13 protein-coding genes are annotated in these 12192 nt (G+C 72.5%); 6 read left to right on the top strand and 7 right to left on the bottom strand.

Annotated elements, in window-relative coordinates:
* Positions 1 to 118: 118 nt before the first annotated feature.
* The gene (locus tag MUK52_RS10925) at positions 119 to 1690 is read right to left on the bottom strand and encodes a S8 family peptidase (RefSeq protein WP_472913256.1); all 1572 of its coding nucleotides are present in this window, start codon (positions 1688 to 1690) and stop codon (positions 119 to 121) included.
* A gap of 211 nt (positions 1691 to 1901) precedes the next feature.
* On the opposite strand from MUK52_RS10925, the gene MUK52_RS10930 reads away from it, so the two are divergent.
* Together MUK52_RS10930 and MUK52_RS10935 are read left to right on the top strand one after the other, a co-directional pair.
* Positions 1902 to 3014: a pyridoxal-phosphate dependent enzyme gene (locus MUK52_RS10930; RefSeq protein ID WP_284575784.1), complete on the top strand. Its 1113-nt coding sequence runs from the start codon at positions 1902 to 1904 to the stop codon at positions 3012 to 3014.
* A 139-nt stretch (positions 3015 to 3153) separates the two neighbouring features.
* Entirely contained in the window at positions 3154 to 3963 is an 810-nt protein-coding gene (locus MUK52_RS10935) for an isocitrate lyase/PEP mutase family protein (protein ID WP_114053984.1), read from the top strand.
* A 44-nt stretch (positions 3964 to 4007) separates the two neighbouring features.
* On the opposite strand, the gene MUK52_RS10940 is transcribed toward MUK52_RS10935, so the two are convergent.
* The 4 genes from MUK52_RS10940 to MUK52_RS10955 form a co-directional block, all read right to left on the bottom strand.
* Positions 4008 to 4808 (bottom strand): trypsin-like serine peptidase, encoded by an 801-nt coding sequence (locus tag MUK52_RS10940; RefSeq protein WP_246042322.1) that lies wholly within the window; start codon positions 4806 to 4808, stop codon positions 4008 to 4010.
* 5 nt (positions 4809 to 4813) lie between these two features.
* On the bottom strand, positions 4814 to 5923 hold the full coding sequence (locus tag MUK52_RS10945) for an alpha/beta hydrolase (protein ID WP_284575785.1): 1110 nt from the start codon (positions 5921 to 5923) through the stop codon (positions 4814 to 4816).
* Positions 5924 to 6121: 198 nt separating this feature from the next.
* Positions 6122 to 7498, bottom strand: a complete 1377-nt coding sequence (locus tag MUK52_RS10950; RefSeq protein ID WP_502963555.1) for an alpha/beta hydrolase — start codon at positions 7496 to 7498, stop codon at positions 6122 to 6124.
* 152 nt (positions 7499 to 7650) lie between these two features.
* Positions 7651 to 8088 (bottom strand): MarR family winged helix-turn-helix transcriptional regulator, encoded by a 438-nt coding sequence (locus MUK52_RS10955; protein WP_174250342.1) that lies wholly within the window; start codon positions 8086 to 8088, stop codon positions 7651 to 7653.
* A 77-nt stretch (positions 8089 to 8165) separates the two neighbouring features.
* Here MUK52_RS10955 and MUK52_RS10960 point away from each other — a divergent pair, with 77 nt between their 5' ends.
* Positions 8166 to 9176, top strand: coding sequence for an SMP-30/gluconolactonase/LRE family protein (locus MUK52_RS10960; protein WP_284575787.1), 1011 nt, complete (start codon positions 8166 to 8168; stop codon positions 9174 to 9176).
* A gap of 291 nt (positions 9177 to 9467) precedes the next feature.
* On the opposite strand, the gene MUK52_RS10965 is transcribed toward MUK52_RS10960, so the two are convergent.
* Both MUK52_RS10965 and MUK52_RS10970 read right to left on the bottom strand, forming a co-directional pair.
* Complete coding sequence (locus tag MUK52_RS10965; protein ID WP_284575788.1) at positions 9468 to 9722, bottom strand: Txe/YoeB family addiction module toxin; 255 nt, start codon at positions 9720 to 9722, stop codon at positions 9468 to 9470.
* The gene (locus MUK52_RS10970; protein ID WP_284575789.1) at positions 9719 to 9994 is read right to left on the bottom strand and encodes a type II toxin-antitoxin system Phd/YefM family antitoxin; all 276 of its coding nucleotides are present in this window, start codon (positions 9992 to 9994) and stop codon (positions 9719 to 9721) included. The genes MUK52_RS10965 and MUK52_RS10970 overlap by 4 nt, the downstream gene beginning before the upstream one ends.
* 397 nt (positions 9995 to 10391) lie before the next feature.
* Between MUK52_RS10970 and MUK52_RS10975 the strand changes: the two genes are divergently transcribed.
* Genes MUK52_RS10975 through MUK52_RS10985 form a run of 3 tightly spaced genes read left to right on the top strand, consistent with a single transcriptional unit; the run spans position 10392 to position 12145 of the window.
* The gene (locus tag MUK52_RS10975; RefSeq protein WP_284575791.1) at positions 10392 to 10769 is read left to right on the top strand and encodes a CPCC family cysteine-rich protein; all 378 of its coding nucleotides are present in this window, start codon (positions 10392 to 10394) and stop codon (positions 10767 to 10769) included.
* Positions 10766 to 11506: a HEAT repeat domain-containing protein gene (locus MUK52_RS10980; RefSeq protein WP_284575792.1), complete on the top strand. Its 741-nt coding sequence runs from the start codon at positions 10766 to 10768 to the stop codon at positions 11504 to 11506. Before MUK52_RS10975 ends, MUK52_RS10980 begins: the two co-directional genes overlap by 4 nt.
* A 3-nt stretch (positions 11507 to 11509) precedes the next feature.
* Positions 11510 to 12145, top strand: coding sequence for a DUF6000 family protein (locus MUK52_RS10985; RefSeq protein WP_284575793.1), 636 nt, complete (start codon positions 11510 to 11512; stop codon positions 12143 to 12145).
* Positions 12146 to 12192: the final 47 nt, after the last annotated feature.

The following is a 12192-nucleotide window of genomic DNA, read 5'->3' on the forward strand; positions in this document are numbered from 1 at the left end:
GAAATAGTACGCAGCGGGGGCGACCGCGGTGTCGGTCGCCCCGCCGCTCGCCCGGCGCCCCTGCGGGCGGTCCGGGCTCAGCCGGTGCAGGTCGGGCCGCAGGCGGCCCCGTACCGGATCAGAACTGCAGCGCCCACGAGTCGATCTTGCCGGTGTCGAGGCGGGCGTTGTCGTTCACGCGCAGCTTCCAGGTGCCGTTCGCGGTCTCCGAGGAGGCGTTCACGGTGAAGGTGCGGATGATGTCGTTCGCGCTGCCGCCCGAGCGGTTGTGCAGGTTGTAGGCCGTGCCGTCGGGGGCGATCAGGTCGACCTTGAGGTCGCCGATGTAGGTGTGCTTGATGTCGACCGCCACGGTCAGGGCCGCCGGGGCGCTGCCGGACACGCCGCTGACGGTGACCGGGGACTCGGTGGTCGCGTTGTCGTTGATCGCGTAGTCGGCGGAGTTCTCGAACCGCGGGCCGGGAGGCGTGGTGGTGCCGCCGCCGACGTACAGCAGGCGGTTCGGGGAGCCGGAGCCGGGGCCGGTCACCACGTTCGGGGTGGCGGCGGCGGTGAGGGCCTGGGCGACCTGGGCCGGCGTGCTCGCCGGGTTGTCCGCCAGGTGCAGGGCGGCCGCGCCCGCGACGTGCGGCGCGGCCATCGAGGTGCCGGAGATGGTGTTGGTGGCGGTGTCGCCGGTGGCCCAGGCGGAGGTGATGGAGGAGCCGGGGGCGAATATGTCGAGGATGCTGCCGTAGTTGGAGAAGCTGGACTTGGCGTCCGAGCTGGTGGTGGAGCCGACCGTGAGGGCCTCGGCGACGCGGGCCGGGGACTTCGTGCTGGCGTCGGTGCTCTCGTTGCCCGCGGCGACCGCGTACGTGACGCCGGAGGCGATCGAGTTGCGCACGGCCGTGTCGAGCGCGGAGTCGGCGCCTCCGCCGAGGGACATGTTGGCGACGGCCGGCTTGACGGCGTTGCGGGTGACCCAGTCGATGCCCGCGACGACCTGGGCGGTCGTGCCGGAGCCCTGGTTGTTCAGCACGCGCACGCCGACGATCTTGGCCTTCTTGGCGACGCCGTACGCGCCGCCGGCGACGGTGCCGGCGACGTGCGTGCCGTGGCCGTGGCCGTCCTGGGCGGTGTTGTCGTTGTCGACGGCGTCGTAGCCGTAGGAGGCGCGGCCGCCGAAGTCCGTGTGGGTGATGCGCACGCCGGTGTCGATGATGTAGGCGGTGACGCCCTCGCCGGCCTTGTCCGGGTACGTGTAGCTGCTGTTCAGCGGGAGGGCCCGCTGGTCGATGCGGTCCAGGCCCCAGGACGGCGGGCTGGGCTGGGTGCCCTGTGCGCCGTCGATGGTGAAGACCCGGTTCTGCACGACCGACTTGACCGCCGGGTCGGCGGCGAGCTTGCGGGCCTGCGCCTCCGAGACCTCGACGGAGTAGCCGTTGAGCGCGGCGCTGTAGGTGCGGTCGATGGTCGCCCCGTACTTCCGGGCGACGGCCTTGCCGCTCTCGGCGGTGGAGCGGGCGGCGGAGTCCTTCAGGGTCACGATGTAGCTGCCCGCCACGGCGCCGGGGGCGCCGGCGTTCTCGATGACGCCCTGGGGCGCGCGGTCGGCCGCGGACGCGGGGAGCGCGGCGGCGGCGCCGAGCGCGAGGGCCGCTACGGCGGTCACGCCTACGGCGGCGGCCTTCCGGCGGGTGCGACGCATGGACATGTGGGGGGTCCTCCTCGTCGGTGGAGCTCTGGGGATGGCGGCGGAACGGCGGACATTAGGCCATGGACATGACAAGACCGGGAACGCCCGGCACGGCGCCGCCTGTCGAAAGGTTGACCCAGCCCGCCGGGATCCCACAAGGGGACGGCAGGCGCGTAACATCCGTGCCACACAACGGCCATGAAAGAGCAAAGGTGCTCCGCACATGACGCACGCAATCCCCGGATACGTCTGCCCCGACGACGGCACCCGAGCGGACGTGCGGACCGCCCCGTGGTGCTGCCCTGTCTGCGGCGGCCCCTGGGACCTCGACTTCGCACCGGATCCGGCCAGCTCCCTCGACCCGGCGTCCGGGCCCAACTCGCTCTGGCGCTTCGGGTCCGCGCTGCCCCTGCCGGGGGCGTTCTCCGTGACCATGTCGGAGGGGAACACCCCGCTGCTGCCGCTCGGGGAGCGGATTCACGCCAAGCTCGACTTCCTGATGCCCACACTGTCGTTCAAGGACCGCGGCGCGGTGATGCTCGCGGAAGTGGCCCGGCGACTGGGCCCCGAGCGGGTCGTCGCGGACAGCAGCGGCAACGCCGGAACGGCCGTGGCGGCGTACTGCGCACGCGCCGGACTGAGTTGTGAAGTTTTCGTGCCCGAGGGCACCTCCGCGAGGAAGACCGGCCGGATGCGCGCGCACGGCGCGGCGGTACGGGTGGTTCCGGGCGGCCGCGAGGCCGCCGCGGCCGCGGCGCGCGCGGAGGCGGACCTGCCGGGCGTGTTCTACGCCAGCCACGTGTACAACCCGTACTTCCTGCACGGCACCAAGACGTTCGCCTACGAGGTGTGGGAGGAGCTCGGCGGCCGGCTGCCGGAGGTCCTCGTGCTCCCCGTCGGCAACGGCACCCTGCTGCTGGGGGCCGCACTGGCCGCGCAGGAGCTGGCCCGGCGCGGGGTACGCCCGCCGGCCCTGTTCGCGGTGCAGGCGGAGGCGGTGTCTCCGCTGGCCGCCGCGTTCGCCGCCGGCGCCGAGGACGCCGGCCCGGCGGAGCAGCGGCCCACCCTCGCCGAGGGGATCGCGATCCCGGCGCCGCCGCGGGCCCGCCAGATCCTGGCCGCGGTCCGCAAGTCCGGCGGCACCTTCCTGACCGTCTCGGAGGAGGCCCTGGCCGCCGCCCACCGGGACCTGGCCGGGCGCGGCCTCTTCGTCGAGCCGACGGCGGCCGCCTGCTGGGCCGCGGTCGGCCCCGCGGCCCCCTCGGACCCCCTCCAGGGGCGCACGGCGGTACTGCCGCTGTGCGGGGCGGGCCTGCCGGCGCCCACGGCGGCCTGAGGGGGGCGGGCAGGCGCGGCGGACCGCCGGCGCCGCAGCCGGCCGGCCGGCGGCCTCGCAGGGCGGACCGGCCGCAGGCAACCGCGTACATGGCGGAAAACCGCCAGCCGCGGCCGCCGGGAGCTGGTCAACTGGCCTGATGAACCGTGCTGTTGACCTTGCCCGCCGCTTCACCGCCCTTCACGACCCCGCCGCCCCGCTGGCCCTGGCCAATGCCTGGGACGTCGTCAGCGCCCGCCTCGTCGAGGCCGCCGGTGCCCCCGCCGTCGCCACGACCAGCGCCGGCGTCGCCTGGTCCCTCGGCGCACCCGACGGGGACGCGCTGGCCCGCGACCGGGCCGTCGACCTCGTGGCCCGGGTGGCCTCCGCCGTCTCCGTGCCCGTCACCGCCGACATCGAGGGCGGCTTCGGCGCCGACCCGGCGGCCGTCGGGGAGACCGTCGCCGCGGTCCTCGCCGCCGGGGCCGTCGGCGTCAACATCGAGGACGGCGGCCGGGCCCCCGCCGAGCACGCCGAGCGCATCGCCGCCGCCCGGGCCGCCGCCGATGCCGCCGGGATCCCGCTGTACGTCAACGCCCGCATCGACACCTACCTGTTCGGCCTCGGCGACCCCGCGGGCCGCCTCGACGAGACCCTGGCCCGCGCCTCCGCCTGCCTGCGCGCGGGCGCCTCCGGCATCTTCGTGCCCGGCACCGCCGACCCGGCCGTCGTCGCCGAGCTCGCCAGGGGGATCGACGCCCCCCTCAACGTGCTGGCCGGCCCCGGCGGCCCGTCCGTCGCCGCGTTCGGCGCCCTCGGCGCGGCCCGGGTCAGCCTCGGCTCCCGGGTGGCGGAGGCCGCGTACGGCGTCGTACGGCGCGCCGCGGAGGAGCTCCTCGCGCACGGCACGTACACCGCGGTCGCGGACGCCCTGCCGTACGGCACACTGAACGGCCTGCTCAAGGGCTGAGCGCAGCGGGGCGGTCCCGGGGCGGTACGGGCGGGCGCGGGCCGTCAGTCCTGCGCGGCCCGCTCGTACAGCGCCCGGGCCCGCTCGTCGAAGAGCGCCGCGGTGGAGTCCACGTCCGTGTCCCCGCCGCTCAGTACGCCGATCAGGTGGCCGGGGCTGCCCGGGCCGCCCCGGTCGGCGATGAAGGGGCTGCCGCTGGTGCCCGTCCAGAAGCCGGCGCAGCCGATGTACAGCATCGCCGGGTCGTCCTCGTCGTGGGCGGTCCGGGTGGAGCAGGAGACGGGCCGGTTCTCCGGGTTGCGGGCCGACTCCGGGTAGCCGACGACGGTGACCTCCCGCTCGTACCCGGAGGTCCAGTCGGGGACGGGCGCCTCCCGGGCGCCGCCGACCGCCTCCTGGACCGCCTGCTGGACGGTCCGGCCGTCCTCGTCCGGCTCGACGCTGAGGAAGGCGTAGTCGGCGGTGTCCTCGCCCCACCGCGTCCACCGCTCGTCGACGTGGACGGCTTTGACCTTCCACACCCCGAGCGGCTGCCGGCCCGCGCCCTCGCCGGTGAAGGCGGGGGCGAAGGACAGGTCGCCGATCTCGCGGCCGTCGTGCGCGACCTCGCCGGGCTCGCCGTCCTCCCCGGCCGGGGCGACGCAGTGCGCGGCCGTCGCCACGACCGTCCCCTTGGGGCTGTCGACGACGCTCGCCGTGCACCAGTGCTCCCCGTTCGCCATGAGCACGCCGACTCCGGGGAAGGGGTGGACGGCGCCGGCGTCCTCGTCCACCGCCTGGGCGAAGGCGACGGCCAGGGCGGCCGCCACCCCGGCGGCCGCCGCCGCGGACGCCCCCCGCCTCACGGCGGTCAGCGCACGCCGGGGTCGGGGGTCGGTGCAGACATCACCTTGCTGATCCACTCCAGGGAGCCCTCCCTCATGCCGCGCACGTACGACTTTCCGTTGTGCTGACCATCCTGGATCACCTGCAGCCGGGTGTGCACGGGGCCCCTGCCGTACTCCTTCATGAACTTCTCGGCCTTGTCGCGGCCGGACTCGGCGGTGCCGATCTGGAAGTTGACGTAGACGTCCGGGCCGCCGGCGGCGATCAGCCGGGCGGCGAGCTTCTCGGGGTTGTTCTCGTCCATCGCCTGCCTGTTCCCCTTCCACAGCGGGGAGTCGGGGACGATGTCGATGCCGCTCGCGATGACCGCCTTGAAGCGGTCGGGGTGCTTCAGGACGTGCTTGAAGGCGCCGAAGCCGCCCGAGGAGGAGCCCATGAAGGCCCACCCGTCGCGGGAGGTGAAGGTGCGGAAGTTGGCCCGGGTGAAGTCGGGGACGTCATCCGCCATCCAGGTGCCCATCTTCGGCTGGCCGGGGATGTCCGAGCCGTCGAAGTGGTTCTTGGTGTCGGCGTTGATCACCGGCATGACGAGGATGAAGGGCAGGCTCTTCCCGGCCTTCGCCCCGTCTGCCACGGCCTGCTGGAGGCCGAGGCCGGGGCCGGTGCCCCAGTAGTTCTTCGGGTAGCCGCGGCCGCCCGGCAGGGAGATCAGGACCGGGAAGGCGCTCCTGGCGTACTTCGGGTCGTCGTACTCCTTGGGGACCCACACCCACACGTCGCCGGTGAACCCGGACTTCGGCCCCTTCAGGGTCGTCTTGGCGATCTGCGTGCCGTCCGGCAGGCGGCTGGTGCGGATGAACGAGGCCTTCGGGCCGGTCGGCAGGCTGACCCCGGACGGGACGGCCTCGGCGGAGGCCGCCACGGGCTTCTTGGTCTTCTCGAAGGACATGGGATCCCCTATGTCCGAGAAGAGGCCGAACTTGTAGGCGGCCGCACCGCCGCCGGCGGTGAGCACGAAGGCGAGCCCGCCGCCGATCAGAAGCCTGCGCAGGCGCCTGGGGCGGGGGCGGCCCGCGGTCACGGGGCCTTCCCCGGCCGCGTCGCGGCGCTCGCCCTGAAGCTGGTCATGCTGCACGGAATTGTCCCGTTCCCTCTCCGGCGCCCGCTGGGGGCGCGGGGTCGGACCGATCGGTCCCCCTTACACCCCTTACAGAGGGCTCAACGACGGGGAGGGTTGCCTGGGACGGGTGTGACGTGGGGCGCGTGAACCGCGGCGGCCCCGCCGCACGCGGGGGCGACGGGGCCGCGGCGTCCTGCGGATCCCGGGGGCAGGTCAGCCGGCCTCGGGCTTGGGAGCCTTGAGCACCTTGCTGATCCACTCCAGGGAGCCCTCCTTCATGCCCCGGACGTAGTGCCAGCCGTTGTGCTCGCCGTTCTGGATGTCGCGGATGGTGGTCTTGATGGGTCCCTTGCCGTACTCCTGCTGGAACTTGACCATCCGGTCCTTGCCGCCCTCCTTGGTGCCGATCTGGAAGTTGATGTACACCTCCGGGCCCTTGCGGTCGATCAGCTTCTTGGCGAGCTTCTCCGGGTTGTTCGCGTCCATCTCCGCCTGGTGGCCCTTCCACAGCGGGGAGTCCGGGACGATCTCGCCGCCGCTGGCGATGACGGCCTTGAACTTGTCCGGGTGCTGGAGGACGGTCTTCATGCCGACGAAGGCGCCGGACGAGGAGCCCATGAAGGCCCAGCCGTCGCGGGACTTGTAGGTGCGGAAGTTCGCCTTGGCGAAGTCCGGGACGTCCTCGGCCATCCAGGTGCCCATCTTGGGCCGGCCGGGGATGTCGGAGCCGTCGTAGTAGTACTTGTTGTCGGGGTTCAGCACCGGCATGATCACGACGTACGGCAGGCTGGTGCCGGCCGCGACTCCGTCGCTGATGGCCTTGTGCAGGCCGAGGCTGCGGTCGGCCCAGTAGTTGGTCGGGTAGCCCTCGCCGCCGGGCAGCGCGATGAGCACCGGGAAGCCGCTCTTGGCGTACTTCGGGTCGTCGTACTGCTTGGGCGCCCACACCCACACGTCGCCGGTGAAGCCGGACTTGGCGCCCACCAGCGTCGTCTTGGCGACGATCGTGCCGTCGTCGAGCTTGGCGGTCTGCTTGAACTGGGCCTTCGGGCCGGTCGGCATCTGCACGTCAGGGTCGCCGCTGGGCGCGGCCTCGGTCGGCGCGCCGCCCGCCTTGCCGGCCTCGCCACCGGAGCCGGAGGCAGGGGTCTTGCCGAAGCTGACGGCCTCGCCGTTGCCGGAGAACCACTCCAGCTTCCAGGCGGCGAAGCCTCCGCCGCCGAGCAGCAGGGCGAGCACCACGACGGCGCTGATCCATATCGCGCGGCGCGAGCGGCGGGGGCGCGGCTCGTCGTCGTACGCGTCGTCGTACCCGCCGTCGTACCGGTCGCCGCCGTCCGGGTGGGGACGCGGGCCGGGGGGCGGCGGGACCGGGGGGCCGGCCTGGTACGGCCCGCGCCCGTGCTGCTCGTACTGCTGCTGCTCGTACTGCTGCTGCCCGGCCTCGCCGTACGGGGCCCCGTACGGCGCGCCCTGCGAGGCGTACGGCTGCTGCGGCTGCTGCGGCTGCCCGGCCTCGTACGGCCCTGCGGGCCTGTGCTGCGGGTGCGGCTGGTCGTCAGGCCGCGGGCGCTGCGGGTACTGGTGCACGAACTTGGCTCCGAACGGTCATGGCTGCCCCCGGGGCTGGGACAAACGGCTGGACTTCCCCCTGGTTCTGATGTGCGAATCGCGCAGTCAGTTCCCGAACGCGGCAGAAAACCTGGCCGGGCCGCAGCCTCGCGACACCTCCCGCCCCGTCGTCACCTCTGGGCGTCGAGCACCTCGCCGCACCGCCCCAGCAGCCGGACCAGCAGCTCCCGCTCCTCGTCGGTGAAGGCGGCGGCGAGCGCCCGCTCCACCCGCACCGCGCCCGCGTCGGCCTGCTCCATGACGGCCCGGCCCTCGGCGGTGAGGCGGGTCTCCAGGACGTTGCGGTGCCACTCGTGGGGGCTGCGCTCGACGAGCCCGCGCTCCTGGAGGTTCTTCAGCACGGTCGTCATGGTCGGCGGCGTCACCCCGCACAGCCGCGCCAGGGCGGCGGCGGAGATGCCGGGCTTCTCGGCCAGCCAGAGCAGGGCCGCGTACTGGGGGACCGTCACCCCGGCGGGCTTGAGCGCGGCGTTCTTCGCCGCGAGCAGCGCCTGCTCGGCCCGCTTGACGTGCGAGCCGATCCGCTCCTCGGGGGACATGGAGGTCATGCGGCCATCCTAAGCCCCTTGCATTCATTAGACCTCTAACATAAATTCGCACCCACCAATTCGGAAGAGGTCACACAATGCTGTCGCAGCAGAAGAAGAATCTGGCCGTAACGCTGCTCGCGCTGGCCGCGTCGGTGTCGGCCGGGGCCGGCCCGGCGGCGGCCGCCCCGGCCGCGCCCTCCGCGCACACGGTGGCGTCGCACGCCCGCATCTCCACCGCCTTCACGCTCCCCGGCGAGCGGGTCTACCCCGAGGGCATAGCCGCCGACCCGCGCACCGGCGCCGTGTACGTCGGCTCGTACGCGGACGGCACCGTCTACCGGGCCCTTCCCGGCCGTTCCCGCGCCGAGGTGTTCCTGCCGGCCGGCACGGACGGCCGCCGCACGGCGAACGGCCTGCGCACCGACGGCCGCGGGCGCCTGTGGGTGACCGACTCCACCGCCGGCGTCACGGTGTACGACACCCGCTCCGGAACCCGCCTGGCCCGCTTCGACGTCCCGGGCACCGGCCCGCGCTTCGTCAACGACCTGACGATCACACCGGACGGAACGGCATACCTGACGGACAGCATCCGGGCCGTGGTCTACCGCGTCACCCGCGCCCAGCTCGCGACGGGCGGGGGCGTCCTGCAACCGGCGTACGACCTGACCCCCACGCTCACCCGCCTCCCGGACCGCCGGTTCAGCCTCAACGGCATCACGGCCGACCCGCGCGGCCGCTACCTGCTGACGGTCGACATGGTCGCGGGCGAGCTGTTCCGGATCGACCTGTGCAGCGGCGCGATCACGCGCGTCGCCCTGGAGGGCGGCAACCTCCGCAACGGCGACGGCATCGACCTCGCCGCGGACGGCACCCTCCGCGTCGTCCACAACACGACGAACACCCTGACCCGCTGGCGCACGAACGGGGACGGCACCCGAGCCCGCCTGACCCGCACGGTCACGGACCCGTCCCTCCAGATCCCGACGACCCTGGCCCACACCCGCGGCCGCACCCTGGTGGTCCGCTCCCAGTTCGACAGGGGCGGCCCGGCCGGCAACAACGGCGACCCCACGGCCTTCACGATCGCGGAGGTCCGCGGCCTCTGACCACGGAAGGCGGCCCGGGACGGCTGCCGGGCGGCCCGCCCGGAGCCCCAGTCGGCAACGATCGAGCATGGTGCACGTCCATCCACCACACGGACCGCGAAGAGGGCCGCCGCCCGCACCGGGCCTGTCCACAGCAGCCACTCGGCACTCTTGGGCGCATGGCCGACCCCTCGCCGGGCATCCCGATCGAGGACTTCGTGGGCGAGACGCCGGCGCGCGGTAGGAGCGGTTCACCCCAGCACCATCCCAGCACGGGCGGGCAGCCCGGCACGACCCGCGCTGCGCGAGCGGTCAGTAGCGGTACCGGGCCGCGAGGATGACGATCTCCTTGCCGGTCACCAGGTAGACGAGGCGGTGTTCATCGTCGATCCGCCGCGACCACGCCCCGGGCAGGTGGTACTTCAGCGGCTCCGGCTTGCCGATACCCGTGAAGGGGTCACGCCTGACGTCCTCGATGAGCCTGTTGATCCGGGCGAGCATCTTGCGGTCGTTCTTGAGCCAGGACGTGTAGTCCTCCCAGCCCTGATCCTCGAAGACAAGCCTCACGCAGCACCCGTGTCCGCCGAGTCAGGATCGATCAGCTCGCGCTCCGACACGTTGATGTTCGCCAGGGCGTTCTCGTACGCCTTGAGCAAGCGACGGGCGTTCGCCGGGGAGCGCAGCAGGTACGAGCCCTCACGCAACGCGGCATAGTCCTCGGCCGAGACAAGTACGGCGTTGCCGTGCTTGGAGACGATCTCAATGGCCTCGTGGTTCTCGTTGACCTTCTTGATCAGCGGAAAGAGTTCCTTGCGGGCTTCGCTCGCAGTTATCGACATGACCTGACCTCTCTCCTCAAGTGGTACCTGATAACGTACCACTCTCGGCGCGCATCAGGCGGGCCGTACGGCTGCCGGGTAGTCAGATTTCCCAGCACCATCCCAGCACGGGCAGCGCCAAGGGGCCGGCTCCCGGCGGAGTCGGCCCCTTCTGACCTGCATGTCTGCCACGTCAGCGACGTGGTGTTATTTCATCCGCTCACACGTTGCAGCGGAATGTCTGCGGCCCGACCCTGACCTGCGACGGAGCCCCGCACAGGGCCCTGACCTGGGGGTTCTTCGTTGACATGCGTTGGCTCCCGACGGCCGTTTACGGGTGTCCTGCGGACTGGCTGCGGACTGGCGGAGGCCGAGAAATCCATGGCGCACCGGCGGGGCCTGCAAGGAGACTGCGCAGGTGAGCGACTCCTGCCCCTGCCCGTGCTGCGGGCACCGCGTGCTGGGCGCGATGCTCGGCTCGTACGAGATCTGCCCCGTCTGCTTCTGGGAGAACGACGGGGTCCAGTTCCGCTGGCCGACCATGTCCGGCGCGAACAAGGTCTCCTTGATCGAGGCCCAGCGGAACTACCAGGACTTCGGCGCCTGCGACGAACACGGCCGGCGGTACGCCCGCCCTCCGGCCGACGACGAGCCCCTCGACCCCGCCTGGCGCCCCATCGATCTGGCACGGGATTCCTTCGAGGACTGGACAGCCGAGGACCGCGCCCCGTGGCCCGATGACCGCTCGGTGCTCTGCTGGTGGCTCCCCACTTTCTGGCGCCGGGACCACCCATGACCACTCACATCGAGAGACTCATCCAGCAGCTCGACGACTCGACCGGCCCGTCCTACGACGCCCGCGCAGAACTGATCGGCATCGGCTCCGACGCCATCCCCGCCGTCCCCGCCATCATCGACGGACTGCCCTCCCTCGGCGGCTTCGGGCAGCTGACCGCCATCGAAGTCTTCGAAGAGGTGGCGGACCCACGCTGCGGCCCCGCCCTGATCGCCCACCTGGACAGCGACGACTCCACCGTCCGGGAATGGGCGGCGATGGCCCTGGCGAGCCTGAAGATCGACGGCGCGGTCGAGCCCGTACGCCGCGCCTATCGCGCCTGCCTGGAACGGGCGACGCCACCGGACTGGAGCGAGCCGGAAGGCATCCGCTGGGCCCTGACCGAACTCAGCGCCCGCACCCCTGTCGTCCCGCCGCTCACCGCGCGCCTACGAGCCACCGCGGCGGACAACGCCCCAGGCTGGCCCTCGACCCAGTTCACCGAGATCATCAACGACCTGACCGACCACGCCCAGGTGATCCTCTACTCCCAGTTCTGGCGAGTGGAAGCCGGCGGCACATACGGCGTCTCCGGCCCCGCCCTGGACTGGGAACTCGCCTGGACCGCGCCCTGGGAACACCTGGTCGAAGAGTCCCGCACCTGGTCCCTGCTGGAAGCCTCCGAAGCCCCCGCCAGCGACAACATCTTCGTCGCCCCCACCTGGATCGACCGGACCGACCTGCACCCGGAGAGGTGACCGATGCCGTCCCAGCACCCCGAGGAAGTCGGCTACGGCCGTGTGGTCGAGAGCTACGTGACGAGGACGTACGGCGGCCTCCCGCGCTTTCTCGTACTGAATGGCGGGCGGTTCCTGGGCCCCCGGTGGTGGCACACCACCCGCTTCACCCGACACCTGCTGAATGACGCCGCCGCAATCACCGACGAGGAACTGGAAGCCCTCCTCGGGTACGAATGGCGCTCGCGCCTCACCGCCGCCTGGCTGATCGGCGTCGACCGCCGCGAACGGTTCCGGGCACGCATCGGCGACCTGCTCCTGGCCAGCGAGGTCTGCTACTCCGGCAGCGCCTACTGCTTCGCCCTGGCCCGCTTCGGCACCCACGCCGACGCCGAGATCCTCACCGCCTACCTCGACCACTACCTCCCCCGCACCGACCTCCACTACGACCAGCCCGCCGCCCTGGGCGCCCTCCTCCGCCTCGACGCCCACCTCGGCACCCACCACGCCGACCGCTTCACGGAGCCCGACGGCCTCTGGGACGAGTGGGTCAAGGGCGTGGGACGCCTCGGCTACCCCAGCCACACCCCCGCCGAACAACACCGCTGGACGGACCTCCAGTGCGACTTCGCCAACGGCTGGACCTCGCGATGGCCGTAGACATCTGCCTGCGGTTCCGTGAAGTCCACGCGCGGCTGCCCCCGACG

It is taken from the genome of Streptomyces sp. 2P-4, assembly GCF_030167965.1.
GTDB lineage: Bacteria > Actinomycetota > Actinomycetes > Streptomycetales > Streptomycetaceae > Streptomyces > Streptomyces globosus_A.